Below are 19,986 nucleotides of genomic sequence, written 5' to 3'. Positions count from 1 at the left end.
GGACGAGGTGCCTGGCAGTCCGTCGACCGCCAGGGACCTCGTCCTGAGGATCTACCGGCAGGTTCGCACGTTGTACGACGCGGTGCGGAGCGGCCCGTCCGCGTGGTCCCAGAACTGGTGGACACCCGAGGCGGTACGCCGGATCGGGAAGTAGGACCGCGAGCCCTCGTAGTAGCCGATGCGGTAACTGCCGTCCATACCGTTCTCGCGGATCCGGTCATCCGCCTTGGCCCAGGTCGCTCTTCCGGCCGACCCGTCGGGGGTCAGACCCCGGTCGCGCTGCCAGCGAACGGTGGCGGCGTGGGTGTCGTCGCCGAAGATTCCGTCCTTCTCGGTCCACGGCAGATAGCCGTCCGCCACCAGGATCTTCTGCCACAGGCAGGTGACGTCGGAATTGCGATGGGTGCGCACGTTGATGACGCCTTCGTCCTCCCAGTCTCCGGCCAGCAGGCCGGAGCCCCAGATGGTCGGGCGCCCGGAGTACGAGCCGTCCGCGGCGGCCGGAGCAGCGGCGGTGACAGTCAAACCGGCGGTGGCCACGGTGAACGCGATCGCGGCGGCAACGCGCCTGGATCGTTTCCTGATCTGCATCTTCATCCTTTTGACGATCGGGTCTGGAGGGAAACCGGCTGCACCGGCGTTCTCCAACAGACGGCGTGGCGTCGACGCTAGAGGTCGCCGCGTTCGCCGTGCTGCCCGTACTGCGCCCGTACCAGCGCGTGGAGCCGAGGCGCGACAGGTACGACCGGCCGCGGCCGGTCTCGTTCACCAGCCAGGTGGAGCTACTCGACGAGCTTGCCAATGGTGGAGACGTCCTGCATGAGGGCGGCGATCTCCTCGGGGATCGGCGGAATCTGCTCGTGCTCGATTCGGCCGGGACCGGACCAGACGAGGTTGACCTGCAGAGACTGGTCCGATGCCGGGTGGTCCGAGCGGTTGTGACAGCCTCGGGTCTCGCGGCGTTCGACCGCGGCCTCCAGGGTGGCCCGGGCAGCGAGGGTCGCGGCCTTGAGGTCGAAGGCGTGCGCGAGGCCCTGGAAGCCGGCGATGTCGGGGTGGACGCCGACGTCCTTCATCCGGCCTTCCAGGGTGTCGAGCTCCGCCAGGCCGGTGAGCAGCCCTTGTTCGTCGCGCACCACCCCGGCGTGCTCGGTCATGGTGTTGCGAAGCGCGCGTTGCAGGGCTCGGACGTTCTCGGGGCCGTCGGCGGCGAGCAGGTCGTCCACCTCCGCCCGGGCCTGCGCCAACGCGCCGGCCGAGCGTGGCTGGGCAGCGAGCTGTGCGGAGTACCGCGCCGCGGCCGTGCCGACGATCCGGCCGAAGACCAGCAGCTCGATCAGCGAGTTGCCACCGAGCCGGTTGGCCCCGTGCAGACCGCTGGCCGCTTCGCCGATCGCGTAGAGACCTTCGACATCGGTGCTGTGGTCCTCGGAGCGCACCCAGACCCCGCCCATCGAGTAGTGCGCGGTCGGCGCGATCTCGATCGGGGTCGTGGTGATGTCGAGCATCTGCAGCTCGAGCAGGGTCTGGTAGACGCGTGGAAGCCGCCGCATGATCGTCTCGCGGGGCAGGTGGGAGACGTCGAGCCAGACGCCGCCGTTGGGGGTGCCACGGCCTTCCTTGATCTCCGTGTACGCCGCGAGCGCGACCCGGTCCCGGGTCGACAGCTCCATCCGGTCCGGGTCGTAGGCCGCCATGAACCGCTCACCGAGCTCGTTGCGCAGGATGCCGCCCTCGCCGCGGGCGGCCTCCGAGACCAGTGTGCCGGCGGCGTTCTCGGGCTCGATCAGGCCGGACGGGTGGAACTGCACCAGTTCGGGATCGCGGAGCCGCCCGCCCGCCTCGACTGCCAGCCGGAACGAGTCTCCGGTGTTCTCGTCGCGTCGCGACGACGTCCGTCGCCAGATCCGATTGTGCCCTCCGGCGGCCAGGATGACCGCGTCGGCATGGATGACGTAGCGGGTCCCGTCGGTCAGGTCGAAGCCGTAGGCGCCGAAGACCACGTTGTCCCGCACCAGCAGCCTGGTGATGTAGACCGTGTCCAGGATCGGAACCTGCAGTTGCGCGGCGCGGTTCACCAGCGTGCGCTGGATCTCCAGCCCGGTGTAGTCGCCGGCGAAGGCGGTCCGGCGGAAGGTGTGCGCGCCGAAGAACCGTTGCGCGATCCGCCCGTCGGCGTCCCGGGCGAACGGCATGCCGTAGCGCTCCAGGTCCGCGATACCTCGCGCCGCCCCCTGAGTGACGATCTGCACGGTGTGCGGGTTGGCCAGCAGATAGCTCTCCCGCAACGTGTCGGCCGCATGCTGCTGCCAGATGTCATCGGGGTCGGTGGTGGCCAGCGCCGCGTTGATGCCGCCGGCGGCCAGCGAGGTGTGGGTGTCCAGCTTGGCGCGCTTGCCCACTGCGCAGACGTCCACGCCCTGCCCGGCCAGCTCGATGGCTGCGCGCAGACCGGACCCGCCGGTCCCGATGACGAGCACCCCGGTGGCGATCCGGCGTTCGAGCGACTGCATGACAAGGCTCCGATCGGCCGAAGGGTTCGGCCTCCACACAGAAGACCTCGCAGGGCCCGGTTCTGTGACAACAGGGGTGTGGAAGATCAGCCACAGCTGAGCCGGCCGGTCACAGATCGCCCCGGTGCCCTGTCTGTGCTGGTGAAGACCGACTAGCTCAGGAGCCCGAACCATGCAGGCAGCACCGATCTCGGCGCGCATGCGTCCGCGCGGACCCGACGAACAGCACCGCTCGGCCAGTCCGCTCGAACTGCTCTTCGACCTCACCTTCGTGGTCGCCGTCGCGGCCGCCGCGGCCGAACTCGCCCACAGCCTGGCGGACGGGCACTACGCCGCGACCGGGTTCTTGCAGGTGTTCTTCGCGATCTGGTGGGCGTGGATGAACTTCACCTGGTTCGCCACCGCCTACGACACCGACGACGTGGCCTATCGGCTGCTCACCATGGTGCAGATGGGCGGCGTGCTGGTCCTGGCAGCCGGCGTACCGGCCGCCGCGGCCGACGCCGACTTCCGGGTCGTCACGCTCGGGTACCTGCTGATGCGTGGCGGCCAGATCGTCCAGTGGCTGCGGGCGGCGGTCGAGGACCGCGAGGGACGCCGTACGGCACTGCGGAACGCAGCCGGGATCAGTGTGCTGCAGGCCGGCTGGCTGATCCGGCTGGCGACCGGTGAAACGACCACGCTCACCTTCGTGTGTCTGGCGGTGCTTGAACTGACTGTGCCGTGGTGGGCACAGCGCAAGGGCGACACCGGCTGGCATCCCCATCACGTTGCGGAGCGGTACGGGCTGTTCACCATCATCCTGCTGGGCGAGAGCGTGCTTGCCGTCAGCAACGCTGTTCGCGCCACTGAGGTCAGCCTCGCGATGGTGGTGGTCGCCGCGGGCGGTCTGCTGCTCCTGTTCTCGCTGTGGTGGCTGTACTTCGTCCAGCCGGCCGGCGCTGGGCTGGCGGCGAATCGCGACAAGTCGTTCGTCTGGGGCTACGGCCACTACGGCCTGTTCGCGACGCTGGCCGCGCTCGGCGCCGGACTGGAGGTTGCGGTCGAGCAGACCAGCCACTCACTGCCGATCTCGCCCACTGCCGCGGGCTTCGCGATCGCAGTCCCGGTCGCGCTGTTCGTCGGCCTGCTCTGGGTCGTGAACCGGACGATCGCCGCGTCGCTGCTCCGGCTGAGCACGAGTGTGGCGGCGATGATGCTGATCGGGCTGGCGCCACTGCTCGCCCCGTACGGCGGTGTGCCACTGGTCGTCGTACTGGTCGCCGTGGTGTGTGTACTGGTGGTGGCGGTGACCCTCGTGCAGCAGACGTCTCCCGGCCGTCGGTCCGACCGACCCGAAAGTGACGCGGGATGACAGCCGCCGCGATGGTGGCCGAGTTCGACGACGTCGCCGGCTGGACCGCCGATGCCGTCGAGCAACTGGGCGACGGGTACGCGATACCGGCCGCCTGCCGGGGTAGTGCGAGCCCGGCCGCCCTTGCCTGGCTGGCTGAAGCCTGCGAGCTCTCCGCCGGTACGACGCTGCTCGACGTCGGGGCGGGAGTCGGCGGCCCGGCGGCCTGGGCGGCACGGCGGTTCGGCGTACGGGCTGTACTGCTCGAGCCGATGCAGACGGCGTGCCGGGCTGCCACGCGGCTGTTCGGACTCCCGGTTCTCGCTGCCGACGGCGCCCGGATCCCGCTGCGAACGAACTCGATCGACACTGCCTGGTGCCTCGGAGTGCTGTGCACCGTGGAGGACAAAGCTGCCCTCCTCGGTGAAATCCATCGCGTTCTGCGTCCGGGCGCCCCGCTGGGACTTCTGGTCGTCGTCGCCAGTGGCCGACGCAGTCAGCCGCTGCCCGAGGGCAACCACTTCCCTGTCCAGTACGAGCTCGACCGTCTGCTGGACGGTGCCGGATTCTCGCTGGTCGAGCAGACGACGCGGCCCGATATCGCACCGCTGTCGTGGTCGCGACGGCTCGAGGAGGTGACCGCGGCTGTCGCTGCGCAGCACCGTGCCGACCCCGCGTACCGGTTGGCCGCCCGGCAGAGCGAGCGGCTGAGCCGGCTGTTCAGTTCCGGCCACCTCTCGATGCAGTTGATCCACGCCGCACGCCGTCCGTGACGCGGCCGAGGCAGGCGAGGCGCCGGCCCGCTGGTCGATGCACCACGCGAACGTCGACGAACTGTTCGCTCTGGTCGGGTCGTCGAACGCGCGCGCCGCGGCGACAGCCACACGTACCGGGATGGAATGGATCGGCCGGACGAACCGGTACCATCACCGGCCGCTGGAGCTGTATCGCCTGCGCCACGACGATCTGGCGTACTGCGAGACCTGCGAGACGGGTAGTGCCTAGCTCGGGCGGCACGGAGCGCCGCAGGCGAGGTCGGCCGTCAGCACCTCCTCGAGATCGGTGAGGTCGCCGCTCCGGGCCGCCTTGAGGAAGGCCTCGACGAACTGCCGGTGCGCGAGCGCGGCCACCGGCGTACTGGGGCCTGCGGTGAGGTGGCCGCGAGCACGGCAGACCAGTTGCCGGGTGTTGGCCGCGCGGAGGTGCAGCATCTCGGAGATTCGCCCGTACGGGTAGTCGAACGCCTCCCGCAGCACGTAGGCGGCGCGTTCCCTGGCAGGCAGCGATCCCAGCAGCACGAGAACAGCCCGCTCGACCTCGTCGCCGCGCTCCGCTTCGATCGCCGGATCGTCGTCGGGGCAGCCGAGGTGGTCCTGGAACCACTCGTCGACGGGCGTTTCGTGACGCCGCTGGGCCGAGTGGCCCGCGTTGATGGCGAGGCGGACGGTCACCGTCACCAGGAATGCCTGAGGGTTCGCGATGACACTGCGGTCGGTGCGCTGCCAGCGCGACCACACCTCCTGGACGACGTCTTCCGCGTCGCTCGAGCCGGCCAGGACGCGGCCCGCGATCCGCACCAAGCGGGGCCGGACGCTGAGGAAGATCGCGACGGCGGCGTCCAGGCCGGGTCGGTCGTCCTCGGGCGGCGGTGTCAGCGCCGTACTCTCTGCGGGCGCTGTCAACGATTCTTCAGCCACGGTCCCGACTCCTTTCGCTGCGATCGGGCCGGCACTTCCTGAGTGCCGCTGCTCTCACCACCGTCGCTTTCCGGGCCGGTCCACCGCGCCCTGGAGGGTCCGTGGTCACCACGTGGTCCCACCACGGACATCACGTGGCCCCGGGCAACCGTCGCGTAGGAGTACTCGGCAGGCGGCAAAGTGCGCCGGACCAGGAGCAGGTCCGGCGCACGGTCGGTGCTGGTCGTGCGATCGCTCAGCGCGCGGCCTTCGCTGCCCTCTCGACGACCCGGGTGACGGTGCCGGGGTGGGTCATCAGGCCCACATGCCCGGCGTCGTACGTCGTCGTGGTGGCGTTCGCCCGGTTCGCCATGGCGCGTTGCGCGCTCAGGGGGATGATCCGGTCCCCGCTGCCCAGCAGCGCCCAGGACGGGATCGTCCGCCAGGCCGGTGCAGAGGAGGGTTCGTTCAGGGCGCCCAGCGTGGCCGGCCGCTGGGTGGCGGCCACGAGTGCCTTGCCGTCGTTGCTCAGACCTGTCGCGAACGACGCGAAGACCGTTGACCGCTTGAGATACAGCTCGGTGTTCGGCGTCGGCGCGGCGGCCGGCACGAAGTCGAAGATCGTGGTCGGGTCGGCCGAGAGGGCGGAGTCCGGCCCGGCGAGCTGGGTGGCGCTCTCGCCGGCGTCCGGCAGGAAAGCGTTCACATAGACGAGGGCTTCGACTCCAGGGTGACCGGCGGCCGCGTTGGTGATCACCGCGCCGCCGTACGAGTGGCCCACCAGCACGATCGGGCCGGCGATGGTGTCCAGGTAGGCCCGGACGGAGGCCGCGTCGCCGGACAGCGATCGCAACGGGTTGGCGAGGGCGACGACCCGGTAGCCGTCGTCCTGGAGTCTGCTGATGACCGCGCTCCAGCTCGACGCGTCGGCCCAGGCTCCGTGCACGAGCACGATGGTCGGTTTGGCCGTCCGGGGGCCGGAAGCGGCGCTCTGCGTCGCACCCAGGTTGATCGCGAGCAGCGCGAGGACGGCGAGGATCGTGGCGATGAGCGGTGGGCGCGTCCGGTGGGTGGTGCTGATGAAGAGCCTCATGGTGCCGATGTCCTGTTCTGTGCGGTGGGCGGCGGAGTCGCACGACTCTTCGGGATGGACCGGGTGGCGTCCGGCTCTGTGACAGCGGCCCGGTTCCATTCAGATGCCTTGAGCAAGGAAATGTCCGTTGTCCCGCGTGGTCCGTAGTGAGAGCGCACGATCGCGATGACGGTGTCGGTGGTGCGGGCGAGGTGTGTGCGGCCGTCGGGCAGCAGCGCCGTGGGGCTGATGTAGCTGGCCGGTCCTACGTGCGTGGCGGGGTCCTGCGAGTGAGTGGTGACCCGGCCGGCCCGAACGGCCCGGTTCCAACGGGTCCAGCGGAACAACCGCCAGCGCTGGGGAAAGAGCAAGGCGCCGACCCGTTCGATCCAGTCACTGGCACTGGTGAGCTGGTGCAGATGCTCGGCCCTGGTCAGGTCGTTGGCGCCGTTGTGGAAACCACCGATCGAGATCAAGGACAGCGGCGCGTCGAGCTGACTGTGCAGTTCCTCGACCGCACCGGACGCGACCTGGGCGCCACCGCTGTAGCTGAGCAGGACGACGGGCATGCCGCTGCCGGGCTGGTAGCCGGCGAGTCGGAGCTGCGTCGCGATCTGGGAACCCACGGCTCGGTTGTAGAGCGGCCGGTACCGGTGGTCGGCGGCGACGAAGGTCTGCATCACGTTGTGCAGGAACAGCAGAAGTCCAACGTGGCTACGCAACCACGCCCACACCGGCCGATCGGCCAGCGGCGAGGCGAGTGGCGAGTACGGCTGGACCTGGCCCAGTATCCGTAGCTCGGGTGCGCCTTCGATCAGCGCCTTGACCAGCTGGCCACCGTCGCGGGTATCGCGCGCACGGCGCTTGCCGATGCCGTCCAGGTAGACCAGGTAGGCGTTCGGCGGCCGGTCCGGAGCAGCGCCCCGGGCGTACGGCACTCCGTCCGGCATGACGTCGTTCGGTCTTCGCCAGCCGACGCCGTAGACGAGTACCTCGTACCGGGCCAGCAGGCCTTCGGCGAGGAGCACGGGTCCCAGCAGGACGACCCAGAACAGAAAGTCGTTCATGCGCCCGGCTCCCTCGGCATCGGCACACTGATCGTCACGACCAGACGCCGTACCAGCTCGACGGCGAGGCCGAGGCCGACCCCGGCGACGAGTACGCAGGTGGCCGCGGAGGTCCAGCCGATCCCAACCGCGAGGGCACCTGCGAGCCCGGAGCCCACTCCGAGGAAGAGCACGAAGTGCAGCAGGGGACCGAGTAGCGGAAAGGCGAGGACAGCGGCGAACACCATCGGGACGGCCAGGCTCGGCGTCCACTCCAGTCCGGTCCCAGGCGGCGGCGTGGCCAGCACGAGTTCGGCGAGGGTCCAGGCGGTCAGCGGCCAGAGGGCGAATACCACCGCCTCGACGACGGCGCCTGCCAGAAGCAATCCGACAACGGACAACCGTGACAGGGCGGGCCCGCGGATGACCAGGGGAAGGATCCGCCCGGCGGCCTCCGACAACCCCGCGAGCAACAGAAGGGCACCGAGCAGAGGGCTCATCGCTCGGCCTTGCGGTGACGACCCGGCAGCAAGGGAGCGATGACGGGATTGGCGGCTCGCAGGTAGCGCTCGAGCTCGTCGGCAGCGCGGTGATACCCACCGGCCCGGTGCTGCTCCGTCCGTATCCTGGCCGCGGCTGCAGGGAACAGCGGATCCTCGAGGAGGCGGCGAGCCATGGTGCCGACAGCGTGCTCGGTGACATCGCGCGTCGGTATGGACAGGCCGGCGCCCAGTTCGGCGACCCGGCGGGCAACCAGCGGTTGGTCGGCGCCCTGCGGAATCACGAGCATCGGTACGCCGGCGTACAGGGCCTCGTTGACGCTGTTCATCCCGCCGTGGGTGATGAACAGCGCGGAGCGGGCGAGTACGGCCGGCTGTGGCACGAAGCGACGGGCGAGCACGTTGTGCGGCAACGCACCCAGCTCAGCCGGATCCGTTTGTCCGGTGGCGATGACCACGCTCCCGCCGAGTGGCGCGAGCGCGGTCGCGAACGTGCGCAGTAGCCGGGGATCGGCGCTGAACACGGTGCCGAGCGAGGCGTAGAGCACCGGGTCGCGCAGTTGGTCGACCGGAAAGGACCGATCGTCGGGACGAGCGCCGATGCTCGGGCCGACGAAGTGATACGACCGGCCGAGTTGCTCGGCGCCCGGCTGGAAGGCCGGGGAAGTGTAAACCAGGTTGAGTGGCTGGCTGATGTTCCCCAGATCGACCGCCGGCACCGCGGACGCGTCGTAGCCACGGCTGAGCTGACGGCGCAGGCGCAGGTACTTCCGGGCGATCCCGGGCCGGGCTGCCGCCGCGGCCAGCAGTCCCCAGGAGACGGCGGTGGGGCTCGGCACTCGGCGGTTGAACGCGAACGTGGTGAACGACGATGCCGCCGGTACGTCGAGTTCACGCGCGGCGACTGCTCCCCACGGGCAGGCAGCGTCGTGCACGACGAGGTCGGGACCGATGCGGTGCAGGTCGGCCAGTACCTCGGGCAGAACCTGCAAAGAGGTCTGCGCGAGACCTGCCAGCAGTGCGAGTGGCGTGGGCGGATCGGGCAGCGGCTGGTCGCCTCCGGCGTAGAGCCGGACGCTCGCTCCAGCTGCCTCGATCTCCGCCTGGAACGCGGGCGAGGTGTGGTAGCTGACCCGGTGGCCCCGCCGTACGAGCTCGGCCACCACGGGCAGGGTGGGATTGACCCGTCCGTGCATGGCGATGTTGAGAAAGGCGATCGTGCTCACTGTCCGAACCTCCGCTGGCTGAGGGAAGGTGTTGCCTCGGCCGGGCCGGTCGAGACCGCTGTCATCAGTTGGGACCGGGTGCGGGGCCGATCTGTGACACCTCCGCCGGGTTGTCACACAGCACCGCGCGCCGCTGTCCACTGAGAGTCCGCACACTAAAAGTCAACGCAAGTTGATTTTTGCTCCGGTGGGATCCTACGGTAGAAGTCAACAGTCATTGACAAATTTTCGAGGTGGCCATGACGCAGATTCCGACCCGGGACGGGGTGAGTGACCAGCCCCCGCGGGCCACCCAGGAAGGGCTCCGCCGGTTCGTCGAGCGATTCGCCGAGGACCATCCACCGCTGTCACTGGCTGCCGCGGACCTGACCGTCAACGACGCCGGAGAGGTGCGCCGCCGGTTCGGCGCGGTGTTCGGCTACCTGACCCGGGTCGAGTTCGAGGTCGAGCGGAACGTGCTGGAACTGCGCGCCCTGATGCCGGACGCCACCGAGACCGATCGATTCTTCTACCAGGAGGTCTGGTCGCCTCAAGAACTGCAGCACGGAGTGCTGCTCGATGCCGTGCAGCAGAACCTGGGACTGACGCCGGTACCGGCCGACCTGAGCAAGGTGAGCGCCAAGATCCGGCTGGCGGGGGTGCTTTCGCAGCTACCAGGCATGCTCGGTGTCATCCGGCTGCTCTACTACTTGACTGGCGCCGCCACCGAGCGGTCGGCCGTCATCGCGTACTCGCGTCTGGTCGACGGACTGCGCGCGATGGACGAGCGAGCGTTGGCCGAGACGGTCATCGCTCCGATCCGGCGTCAGGAGCCAGGCCACTTCGCCTTCTACCGTTTGTCGGCCCAGGCGCTGATGGTGGAGGAAGGACTCAAGGCCTGGCAGCTCCAGCTGGCCCGGATCCTGCGTCGCCGGTCGTTCCGGCTCGTAGGTGCGAACAGTCATCGGCAGCAGGCCGACTTCGGTGACGTCGCCCGCTCCATCGGCCTCGACCGGGACCTGATGGACGTCGCCCGCCAGGTCAGTCTGGTCGAGCGCGAGCTGCTGTGGGCTCAGCGGCGAGGTATGGAGATCCCTGACTACATCCTCGCGGCGCTGCGGGAAGCGATCGAACTGAGTGTTGCGCGTGAGGCCGGCCTGCCAGTGCTCAGTGCGTGACGGAGTCGAGAGTGCCGCAGAGGTAGCGCTGCACGGAAGGCGCCAAGTCCGCGACCAGGCCGTCGGGGTCGCGGTCGGCCACGTCGGGCAGGCGCAGAAGGTACCGCGTCAGAGCGACGCCCAGCAGGTGGCTGCTGATCAGCCCAGCCCGCCGTGCGGCCTCGGCGTCGGGGGCGACCGTCGCGACCATGGCGCGCAGTTGCTGTACATACACCTCTCTGAGGCGTGCCGCCGCGGTCTCGTGCGTCGCGGCGGATCTGAGCAGAATCGGCAGTGCTGTCTGCCTTCCCTCCCCTTCCCACAGCTCGAGGAAGTGCCGCAGCAGGATCTCGCCGCGACGGTCGGCGGCGACCGTGCGCAGGTCGGGCAGGTGCAGATCGAGGTCGACGACCGTCGCGAACAGCGTCTCCTTGTTCGTGAAGTACCGCAGCACCATGGCGGGGTCGATCCGCGCCTGGGTGGCGACGGCGCGAACGCTCACCCGGTCGTACGGGTGCAGGGCGAACTGCTCGCGGGCGGCCGCGAGGATCGCCGTCCGGGTGCGCTCGGACTTCTTCATCCAGTCACTCTAACAAGAGAAGTCAACAACAGTTGACTTCAGTCCTCGGCGTGGAGTTGGGACGCGCCGCTTCGCGTGACCGAACTCGTTGCGCATGGCACGGAACCGGCGGTGACGAGAAGCGGTTGCCACCCGGTACGGCGATCGGTTGGTGCTATCGCGAACCACCTGTCCAGGGCTAGCCTCTGACAGGGGTGATGCGAGCGATGGCAGCCGGCCGGTCGGAGCACGGACTCCTGGGGCGACGTGCCGAGTGCCGGGCGCTCGACCAGTTGGTGGCCGATGTAGCGGCCGGACGAAGCGCCGCCCTGGTACTGCGTGGAGAGACCGGGATCGGCAAGACCGCACTGCTGAGGTATCTCGCCGAACGCGCTGCCGGCTGCCGGGTCGTCAGGGTGACCGGCGTCGAGTCCGAGATGGAGCTCGCCTTCGCCGGCCTGCACCAGTTGTGTGCTCAGCTGCCGGGTGGCCTGACCGGACCACGGCACGCTGTGCTGGCCAGTGCCCTCGGCCCCGACGTCGGTCCGTCCCCCGATCGGTTCCGGGTCGGCATCGCGTTGCTCGATCTGCTCGCGGAGGCCGCCGAGGACCGGCCGCTGATCTGCCTGATCGACGACGCCGAGTGGCTCGACCAGGTCTCCACCCAGGCCCTCGCCTTCGTGGCGCGGCGGCTCGGGGCGGAACGGCTCGCTCTGGTGTTCGCAGCAGGCGAATCCGACGAGGCCCAAGACCTGGCGGGACTGCCCGTACTTCCCGTTGCAGGGCTCGGCTACGCCGACGCCCGGGCGATGCTGGACTCGGCGACGACCGGTGTGGTCGACGTCCACGTGCGCGAGCGGTTCCTGACCGAGGCGCGGGGGAATCCTCTCGCCCTGCTCGAACTGTCGCATGTCCTGTCCGGACAGTTGGCCGGCGGATTCGGGCTGTACGGCACCCGTCCGCTCCCGCAACAGCTCGAGGCAGAGTTCTTGCGCCGCTTCTGGCCGCTGCCGCCCGGCACCCGGCTGGTGGTGTTGCTGGCCGCAGCCGAACCGGTCGGCGATGCGGGCCTGTTGTGGCTGGCGGCCGAACGGCTCGGCATCGAGGCCGAGGCCGCCGTGCGCGCCGAGTCGGCGGGACTGATCGAGATCGGGGCCGGCGTCAGGTTCCGGCATCCGCTCCTGCGTTCCGCGATCTACCGCGCGTCGTCGGCCGAGGACCGGCGCCGGGTCCACGGTGCGCTCGCCGAGGTCACGGATGCGGATCGTGATCCCGATCGCCGGGCCTGGCATCGCGCGTACGCCGTAGTAGGACCGGACGAGGCGGTCGCCGCAGAGCTGGAGAACGCCGCCCAGCGAGCCCAGGCACGAGGTGGTGTCGCTGCGGCCGCGGCCTTCCTCGAGCGTGCGGTGGAACTGACTCCGAAGCCAGGACGGCGCGCCGAGCGGTCGCTGGCCGCTGCCGGCAGCAAGTTCGCGGCAGGCGAGTCCGATGCCGCGCACAACCTCCTTGCGGTTGCCGACCTCGGGCCGCTGGACCCGCTGCAGCGTGCGCACCTCGCACGTCTGCGGGCACGGCTCGTGTTCGCCCGGGAACGGAGCAGCGCCGCGGTTCCGTTGCTGCTCGCCGCGGCAGACCAGCTCAAGGCGCTCGGTGATCCGTCCACCCGGGAGACATACCTGGAAGCGCTCGGAGCGGCGATCTTCGCCGGTCGTCTCGAGGTGGTCGAGCAGGCCGCTGCCGCGGCTCGCGCGGCCGGACCGGCGCCCTCGCCGGCAGGGCCGATGGACCTCCTGCTGGATGGCGTGGCGATGCGGTTCACCGATGGCTACGAGGCCGCGATCCCGTTGCTGCGCGCGGCATTGCGCGCGTTCCGCGAAGATTCCGTCGAGGTGACCGACGGCGTCGTCCGATGGTTGTGGCTGGCGTGCCCGGTAGCCCCGGAGCCGGTTGCCTCGGAGCTGTGGGACGACGACGTCTGGCACGAGCTGGCCACCCGAGCCGTCGAGTTCGCTCGCGAAGTAGGGGCCCTGGGCATCCTCCCGGTGGCGCTGTCCTACCGCGCCGCCGTTCAGGTACACGCCGGTGAGTTCGCTGCCGCCTCGACGTCGATCAGCGAGTCGGACTCACTCGCTGCCGCGACCGGCAACGCGCCGCTGCGCTACGCCCGTCTGCTGCTGGCCGGCTGGCGCGGTGAGGAGACCGCGGGCCTGGCGGCGATCAGGGCCGGTCTGGAAGACGCTGCCGCCCGGGGCGAGGGGCGAGCGACGGCTCTGGCCAGCCACGTGAAGGCGGTGCTCTACAACGGCCTGTCACGCTACGACGAGGCGCTCGACGCCGCTACCAAAGCCTGCCGTCAGCAGGACCTGGGCTTCGTCGGATGGTCGCTCGCGGAGCTCGTCGAGGCTGCCGCCCGAGCCGGCGTTCACGGACCGGCGGCCGAGGCTCTGAAGCAGCTTGAACAACGGACTCTCCCAGCCGGTACCGATTGGGCGCTGGGCATCCTCGCTCGCTCGCGGGCACTGCTCACCGAAGGGCCGGCAGCCGAAGCCCTTTACCGGGAGGCGATCCAGCGACTCGGACGTACGCGGGTCGTCGTACACCTGGCTCGTGCCCATCTCGTGTACGGCGAGTGGCTGCGCCGCGAGCAGCGGCGCCAGGACGCCCGGCTGCAGCTTCGGCTCGCCTACGACCGGCTGAGCGAGATGGGTGCCCTGGCCTTCGCCGAGCGGGCTCGTCAGGAGCTGGCGGCCACCGGCGAGGCCTCGCGCAGACCGGCCTCCGACGGGCCGGTGCTCACCGCACAGGAAGCCCAGATCGCACAGCTGGCGGCGGCCGGACTCACCAACCAGGAGATCGGCGGCCGGTTGTTCCTCAGCCACCACACCGTGGAGTGGCATCTGCGGAAGGTCTTCAACAAGCTCGGAGTGAGCTCGCGCCGGCAGCTCGATCCCGCTCGGGTCGGGTCCCTGAGCCCGGTCGCGGTCGGCTGAACAGCCACGTCGTAACCGCGAGGACCCCGAACTGTTCTTCCCGACCGGAACGGCGGCGCCGGCCCCGCGGCAGATCGAGGAAGCCAAGACGGTCGCCCACAACGGACCTCCCCGAACTGAAGGCGACCGGGACATTGGGTGCTGGTTGCTCAGGCGGCGTGGTGTCGATGGAGGCATCCTCGATCTGCTGATGCTGCCCGACCAAGGAGAAGCGGGTGGTGCCGCTCTGGTTCCACTGGACCGGGGAACTGCTGGTTTTCGGAACGCAGCCGCACGCGCCGAAGGTGGAGGTGCTGCGGGAGCGATCCGAGGTGGCTGTGACCATCGACGACTCGTCGGCGTGGCCGTACCGCGCGTTACTGCTCCGCGGCCGGGTCATGGTCGAGATGCTCGACGACATCGCTCCGGAGTACGTCGAGGCCGCGCGAAAACACTTCGGTCCGGAGGGAGGCGAGGCCTGGACGGCAGGTTCGTGAGTGGCCATTACTCAAATCCGCTGTTTCGTAAGGGAAAAGAGTGAGCGGCCCTTGTCCGGCCCAGGTGGCTGCACCGAAGGTTCTCGGCAGACAGATCAGTGAGGCGGTGGACAGGTTGTGGTCCGCTCTCGAGATGAGGAGATCCCTTGAGGAGAACGAGTTTTCGGCGCGACGCACTCGCCGGTGGGCTGCTCGGTGCGATTGCGCTGGCCGGAGTCGGGGTCAGTGCCCCGGCTCAGGCTCAGGCCGCGGAGGTCGGCGTACAACGGGAGGTCGCGCCGCGGTCCACGGTCGGCGGAATCCAGCAGGAGATTGCGCGTCAGCTGGCCATGTCGCTCAACGACGGCAGTTGGCGGGCCCAGGTCCGTACCGCGGTCGTCGGTGGTGAGGGCGACCTGCAGGCGCTGGCGTCCCGGTCGACCGCGGCTGCAGCGCGTCAGTTGGCGGCTGATGTCAAGGAGGCCGACCGGCGACTGAGCGCGGCCAAGGGCCTCCCCGGTGACGCCGGATCGCTGCTCCGGCTACGCCTCGGCGCACCGGAGACGGCCCAGCGGCTGGACGGGGTGACGATGCCGTGGATTGCAGTTGCCTCCGGCAATGAGCGGGCAGGCACGGTGGTCGCCTTCGACCATCGCGGCCGGACGCACCGGCTGGACCCGATGGTGGCGCCACAGCATCCCGTTTACGTCGTCGATGTCGATGTCGCGAAGTCCCAGCAGCTGGGGCTGCGGGCGATCGAGCAGGAGCTGGCCGCCAAGGGACTGACCGCGCCGAAGAAGGCCCAGGCGGCAGGCGGTTTCTGGACCTCCAAGATCACCGCGGTCCGGGTCTCGGACGACGAGGAGCCGTGGGCCAAGGGGGACGCGGAGATGTTCACCCTCGTGACCGGGTTCGGCCTGGACGGCAAGCCGGTGGTGAACACGGTGACGATGCCCTATCTGGACACCGACGGGAAGATCTACCGGCCCAACCAGCTCCTGGTGAACTGGTCGACCTACAAGTACAACCTCGCCGACGCCGTGATGATGGAGGACGACGGCGACACCAACTACCGGGCGCTCGCGCAGGCACTCACCACCGCGTTGCTGACCATCACCGATCAGGGCGCCTACAAGCCGCTGGTGGACGCGGTCATCGCCGCGATCCCGGACAGCTGGTGGACCGACGACCCGGATTTCGTGGACGCCTGGTACACGCTGGCGAGGAACGACAACGGGGTGCGCTACGGGTCGAGGCGCAACGGCTGGATGGGTGTCACGCCGTACTACGTCCCCGCGTTCTGACCGGCATCACCTGACCGAATTGACCAGCAGGCACATCGGGCGGCCCCTCACCGCTCGGTGTGCCTGTGTTCGTTGTCCCCCCAAGAGGAAAGACTTCCATGACCGAAAGACCTGTCGCAGTCCGCAGATTCGCGCTGGCCCTGTCGCTGAGCGTGGCGCTGACCGTCTCCACAGGAATTGCGAGCAAGCTGCTGCCCAGCGACGCGGACACCAAATCCGGCGGCCCCGACCGGATCGCGCAGCCGGCCTCAGCTCCGGCCAGGTCGCCGGAGCTGCCTTCGGAGCCACCGCCGGCCGAATGCCCGCCGGCCGTCGCCATCAGGGCCAGGAGCGCGCGGGCCAGTTCGGCACAAGCCGGTCATCCTGGGCGGCACGCGATCGACGGCGACCTTGGAACACGCTGGGCCGGCACCGGCTCGCGAGCGAGCCTCACGCTGGATCTCGGGACCGTCCAACCACTCTGCGGCGCCGTGATCACCTGGTATCGCGGTCAGAGCCGGCACAACACCTTCATCGTGCTGGTCTCCACCGACAACCGGTCGTTCCGGCGAGCCATCGCGGGGCGCATCACGGCCGGCGGCCCGCAGACGTATGCCTTCAGCGAGGTCGCGACCGCGCGATACGTCCGGTTCGGTGTCACCCGGGCGCCGAACCAGCCCGGATCCGGTGTGGCCGAAGCCACCCTCGTCACTCTCAGCGCCCCGCCCACGCTGCCGCCCCCGATGCCCGTCCCGACCGGGACGCCGCCCCCCGCCCCGACCCCGCCGCCGAGCTCGACCCCGACCACGCCACGGCCGCCCAAGCCGAGTTCGCCTGGAACACCGTCGGCCGAGCTCAAGCCGGCTTCGTACTGGATCGCCGAGTACGACCGGGCCGCGCCCGGGAAAATAGCCGAGGGCAACAGGTTGACCAGCTCCGCGGACTCCTACGACCACTACAACGGCGCGTACTACGTCGATGCGGCAGCCGCGATCTTCGAGGCGAGCGGGCGCCGGGCCGATGCCGAGCGGTTCCTGCAACTGGCCGAGAACATGGTGAGATCCTCCAGCCGACGTCCTGACGGCTTCCGCGGCTGGATCTCGCAACGTCCGGACGTGAAGGGACAGGAGGTGCCGTTGTTCGAGAGCTATGCGTGGCGGTATGTCGCCCATGGGCTGGGAGTCGTCCGCGCCGGTCCGCTGTACTCCGACCCCGCGATCAGGGGCCGGTACGCCGCGCTGGCCTCGTTCCTGGACACGAACCTGTTCGACAAGTGGACCAGGCGAGGCACGAACGCCTATGTCTACCGGGTGAACACCCATATGGCCGCGCACTGGGCCTTCATCGCGATGGAGGTCGCGAGGCAGACCCCGGACCCGCAGCGGCGGGCCGAAGCGCTCGAGATCAAAGGCAACATCGACCACAACCTGCCCAATCGGGGCGGCCAGGGAATCAAGGACCAGCTGAAACTGGGCGTGGTGGACGCGGATTCCTACTTCTTCAACGACACCTTCGGTCAGCAGGCCCGTCCCGGCTCTGACGTCGCTCATGCGAACGGCGTGATCAGCTACGTCGCGGCCGCCGCCGAGGACCGCGAAGGCTGGACCGAGGCCGAGATGCGTCACTTCGGCCACCTGCTCACCGACGTCGTGCTGCCGAAGAAGGCGGTGTACGTCGACGGCAGTGGGGCGGGCAAGGGTACCGGCTGGATCGCGGACGGGTTCGTCAAGCTCGGCCGGTTCGACAGCCGGGTGCAGCAGGCACTGGAGAACCACTCGGTCAAGAGCCAACCGCAGTACCTGGCCCAGATGGCGGTGAACGCCAAGCTCCTCCGGGCCGGCTGACCTCTGCGCACCATGACGGGCGCCTGCCTCACAGGCGCCCGTCATTTCGTTGGTCAAGGCAAGAACACTCTTGCCGCCGACAACGGCCGGGACTGCACCCGGTACGCCGTCGACGAGTTCACGCTCCAGCGGTAGCCGGCGAACAGCCCGGTGCTCCGAGCGCCGTAGATCACCAGGTGTCCGTACCCGGCACCGGTCCCGTGTTGCACCTGCACCACGTTGCCGCTCGCGTCGCGGGTCGGCTGGAACCGGCTGTCGGGGTAGGCCTCGTAGTTCGCCAGATTGCCGCCGTTCGGATCGCCGTGCGGCGCGCTGGTGCAGTCGATGATCTCGAACAGGTACGGATCGGCCGGCTGACCGAGCGTGCTGTCGGCCGGGTGAGCGAATAGCCCCTTGGCTTCGCGGATCATCACCACGTGGCCGCTGTTCCCGGCGGCCGACGTGCCGTAGTCGATCGCGACCAGGTCACCGGGTTTCAGGTTGACCGGTCTGGTGACCTGCGTCAGGTGCTGGAACTGTGCCGCTCGGAGAAAACCTCGCTGGAACTCCTTCGCCGTCGGGGCCCACTTGCCGGAGCCGGCCGATTCGGTCGGGAAGAAGTTCTGCCGGAAGTACTCCGGCGTCGCCCACCCGTACGCCGTACCCGCTCCGTAGCCGCGGAGCAGCGTGCTGGTGACGAACGTGCCGCATTGCGCCAGCGCCCGGTACGACGCCGGCCGGCCCGGCGTACCCCAGGTCAGCACTGTCTGCCGGGAGTCGGCAGCGACCTTGTACTGGTTCCGGGACTGGTCGAGTGGGTCGGCCATCCGGAGATAGTCGACCAACTGCTCGGCCTCGATCAGATGGGGAAGGGATCGAGGGTACGGCGCCGCCGGGGGTGCGGCCGCTGCCGAGGCGGTCTCACGCGTGCTCGCGGTCAGCGCCACGGCAGCGCTTGCTGCGAGCAGACTTCGTCTTCTGAGAGTTGTCATGAGTCAGTTGCACTTCGCAGAGCCGGAATCGAGTTCTGCCCCGGCGGCGGTGACGAACTTCCACGAGTAGTTGTCGGAGGCAAGCTCCAGCCGCAGTACGCCGTGCTGCTGCGCGATGCGCACTTCACTGTTCTTCACCTTCGCCTTGAACGGGCGCAGGGCGCTGCCACCGGTGCCGACGACGAACTGCCGCGGACCTGCCGGGTTCGCGGCCCCGTCCGGGGTCTGCGGGGCGAACCGCTCGTAGTCGTGATCGTGCCCGTTCAGGATCAGCTCGGCGCGGGCGGCGTACAACGTGTCCCAGAACGGCTTCATGTTGGGGAAATTGCCGTGTTCGGAACCGGAGCTGAACTTGGGCCGGTGCCAATAGGCCAGCACGCACCGCTTGTTGCTGGCGGCCAGGTCGCTCTTCAGCCACTCGAGCTGGCTGCTGCCGGCCCGGCGCTGGTCCTCGGAGTTGAGCGAGACGATGTGCCAGTCGCCGAGGTCGAAGCTGTACCAACTGGTGCCGTTCGGCTTGGCGGCGCTGCCGAAGTACCGGAAGTAGCCGGCCGCGGCCGAGTCGTCGTACTCGTGATTGCCCGGGGTCGGCTTGACCTTGTCCTTCAGCGGTCCCCACGACGGGGCGAAGTAGTTGGTGAACTGCGAATAGGCACCGTTGGCCTGGTCGCCGAGGGTGAGGATGCTGTCGGGCGAGATCGCCTTGACCCGAGCGGCGGTCTTCGCCTGCGGGCAGGAGCTGCCGGTGCAGGAGTTCGCGATGTCCCCGACCGCTGCGACCACCTTGGTCTGGCCGGCCGGCGGTGGCTCGGTGCTGCCCGCCGTCAGCGCCCGTGCCTCCGAGATGCTGCCCCACAGGCCTTGGGCGCTCTGCCAGAACGAGATCCGGACATAGCGGGCGGAAACGGCTTCGGCGAACGGGTAGGACTCGTGGTCAGCGGTGCCGCCCGAGCTGCGTCCGGCCCACACCTTCGTGTAGGTCGTACCGTCGGTCGAGGTGTAGATCGTGTGGTCGTTCCAGCGCTGATCGCCCTTGTACCAGGCGATCTTCACGCCACACAGGGACTGTGCTGTCCCCAGGTCGAGGGTCAGGGCGGCACCCTCGCCGTACCCCGACCAACGGGTCGAGAGGCTGCCGTCGACGGCATGGGCGGCGGGGTTGATGTCCTCTGCGGTGCTGGCGACGGCGCGGGCGACGGAGGGAGCAGTGGTGCAGCCGGGGATCGAGGGCACGACGTCCGACGGCACTGCTGCCTGTGCCGCCGTCGCGATCAAACCCGTGGACGCGACGGCGGTAGCCGCCGCGATCCAGAGTGCTTTGCGCATAGGGGATCTCCTGTTCTGAGGGCCGTTGTGCAGGCTTGTTCAGAGCATGAGTT

Annotated in this window: 17 protein-coding genes; 7 read left to right on the top strand and 10 right to left on the bottom strand. The window is 69.3% G+C overall.

The features are described 5' to 3' along the window. Positions 1–51: 51 nt before the first annotated feature. Both OX958_RS27075 and OX958_RS27070 read right to left on the bottom strand, forming a co-directional pair. On the bottom strand, positions 52–591 hold the full coding sequence (locus OX958_RS27075; RefSeq protein WP_270132502.1) for a peptidoglycan-binding domain-containing protein: 540 nt from the start codon (positions 589–591) through the stop codon (positions 52–54). Between the two features lie 191 nt (positions 592–782). Then, the gene (locus tag OX958_RS27070) at positions 783–2,513 is read right to left on the bottom strand and encodes an FAD-dependent oxidoreductase (RefSeq protein WP_270132498.1); all 1,731 of its coding nucleotides are present in this window, start codon (positions 2,511–2,513) and stop codon (positions 783–785) included. A gap of 172 nt (positions 2,514–2,685) precedes the next feature. Here OX958_RS27070 and OX958_RS27065 point away from each other — a divergent pair, with 172 nt between their 5' ends. Both OX958_RS27065 and OX958_RS27060 read left to right on the top strand, forming a co-directional pair. Then, positions 2,686–3,867: a low temperature requirement protein A gene (locus OX958_RS27065; protein ID WP_270132495.1), complete on the top strand. Its 1,182-nt coding sequence runs from the start codon at positions 2,686–2,688 to the stop codon at positions 3,865–3,867. Then, entirely contained in the window at positions 3,864–4,619 is a 756-nt protein-coding gene (locus tag OX958_RS27060; protein WP_270132492.1) for a class I SAM-dependent methyltransferase, read from the top strand. The genes OX958_RS27065 and OX958_RS27060 overlap by 4 nt, the downstream gene beginning before the upstream one ends. Before the next feature lie 228 nt (positions 4,620–4,847). Here the strand turns inward: OX958_RS27060 and OX958_RS27055 are convergent, their stop codons facing one another. The 5 genes from OX958_RS27055 to OX958_RS27035 all read right to left on the bottom strand — a co-directional run bounded on the left by OX958_RS27055 (position 4,848) and on the right by OX958_RS27035 (position 9,366). Then, positions 4,848–5,543, bottom strand: a complete 696-nt coding sequence (locus OX958_RS27055; protein WP_270132490.1) for a sigma-70 family RNA polymerase sigma factor — start codon at positions 5,541–5,543, stop codon at positions 4,848–4,850. A gap of 235 nt (positions 5,544–5,778) precedes the next feature. Next, positions 5,779–6,615, bottom strand: a complete 837-nt coding sequence (locus OX958_RS27050; RefSeq protein WP_270132489.1) for an alpha/beta fold hydrolase — start codon at positions 6,613–6,615, stop codon at positions 5,779–5,781. Beyond that, on the bottom strand, positions 6,612–7,661 hold the full coding sequence (locus OX958_RS27045; protein WP_270132487.1) for a hypothetical protein: 1,050 nt from the start codon (positions 7,659–7,661) through the stop codon (positions 6,612–6,614). Before OX958_RS27045 ends, OX958_RS27050 begins: the two co-directional genes overlap by 4 nt. After that, positions 7,658–8,140: a hypothetical protein gene (locus OX958_RS27040; RefSeq protein ID WP_270132485.1), complete on the bottom strand. Its 483-nt coding sequence runs from the start codon at positions 8,138–8,140 to the stop codon at positions 7,658–7,660. Before OX958_RS27040 ends, OX958_RS27045 begins: the two co-directional genes overlap by 4 nt. Then, positions 8,137–9,366: a macrolide family glycosyltransferase gene (locus tag OX958_RS27035; protein ID WP_270132483.1), complete on the bottom strand. Its 1,230-nt coding sequence runs from the start codon at positions 9,364–9,366 to the stop codon at positions 8,137–8,139. Before OX958_RS27035 ends, OX958_RS27040 begins: the two co-directional genes overlap by 4 nt. A gap of 239 nt (positions 9,367–9,605) precedes the next feature. On the opposite strand from OX958_RS27035, the gene OX958_RS27030 reads away from it, so the two are divergent. Next, the gene (locus OX958_RS27030) at positions 9,606–10,523 is read left to right on the top strand and encodes a GTP-binding protein LepA (RefSeq protein ID WP_270132482.1); all 918 of its coding nucleotides are present in this window, start codon (positions 9,606–9,608) and stop codon (positions 10,521–10,523) included. Here the strand turns inward: OX958_RS27030 and OX958_RS27025 are convergent. Further along, complete coding sequence (locus tag OX958_RS27025; protein WP_270132481.1) at positions 10,513–11,082, bottom strand: TetR/AcrR family transcriptional regulator; 570 nt, start codon at positions 11,080–11,082, stop codon at positions 10,513–10,515. The genes OX958_RS27030 and OX958_RS27025 overlap by 11 nt on opposite strands. A 197-nt stretch (positions 11,083–11,279) precedes the next feature. On the opposite strand from OX958_RS27025, the gene OX958_RS27020 reads away from it, so the two are divergent. The 4 genes from OX958_RS27020 to OX958_RS27005 all read left to right on the top strand — a co-directional run bounded on the left by OX958_RS27020 (position 11,280) and on the right by OX958_RS27005 (position 17,636). Continuing rightward, the gene (locus tag OX958_RS27020) at positions 11,280–14,054 is read left to right on the top strand and encodes a helix-turn-helix transcriptional regulator (protein WP_270132480.1); all 2,775 of its coding nucleotides are present in this window, start codon (positions 11,280–11,282) and stop codon (positions 14,052–14,054) included. Between the two features lie 215 nt (positions 14,055–14,269). Then, complete coding sequence (locus OX958_RS27015) at positions 14,270–14,530, top strand: hypothetical protein (protein WP_270132479.1); 261 nt, start codon at positions 14,270–14,272, stop codon at positions 14,528–14,530. 146 nt (positions 14,531–14,676) lie between these two features. Next, positions 14,677–15,813, top strand: coding sequence for a DUF3103 family protein (locus tag OX958_RS27010; RefSeq protein ID WP_270132476.1), 1,137 nt, complete (start codon positions 14,677–14,679; stop codon positions 15,811–15,813). A 98-nt stretch (positions 15,814–15,911) separates the two neighbouring features. Continuing rightward, positions 15,912–17,636: a discoidin domain-containing protein gene (locus tag OX958_RS27005; protein ID WP_270132474.1), complete on the top strand. Its 1,725-nt coding sequence runs from the start codon at positions 15,912–15,914 to the stop codon at positions 17,634–17,636. Between the two features lie 53 nt (positions 17,637–17,689). Here the strand turns inward: OX958_RS27005 and OX958_RS27000 are convergent, their stop codons facing one another. Both OX958_RS27000 and OX958_RS26995 read right to left on the bottom strand, forming a co-directional pair. Beyond that, positions 17,690–18,607 carry a hypothetical protein gene (locus OX958_RS27000; protein ID WP_270132473.1) on the bottom strand — a complete coding sequence of 306 codons (918 nt, stop codon included), beginning with the start codon at positions 18,605–18,607 and terminating at the stop codon, positions 17,690–17,692. Between the two features lie 3 nt (positions 18,608–18,610). Next, the gene (locus OX958_RS26995) at positions 18,611–19,933 is read right to left on the bottom strand and encodes a discoidin domain-containing protein (protein WP_270132472.1); all 1,323 of its coding nucleotides are present in this window, start codon (positions 19,931–19,933) and stop codon (positions 18,611–18,613) included. Between the last annotated feature and the right edge of the window lie 53 nt (positions 19,934–19,986).

This window comes from Kribbella sp. CA-293567 (assembly GCF_027627575.1).
Classification (GTDB): Bacteria; Actinomycetota; Actinomycetes; order Propionibacteriales; family Kribbellaceae; genus Kribbella.
This window is presented reverse-complemented; position numbering and strand designations above follow the sequence as displayed.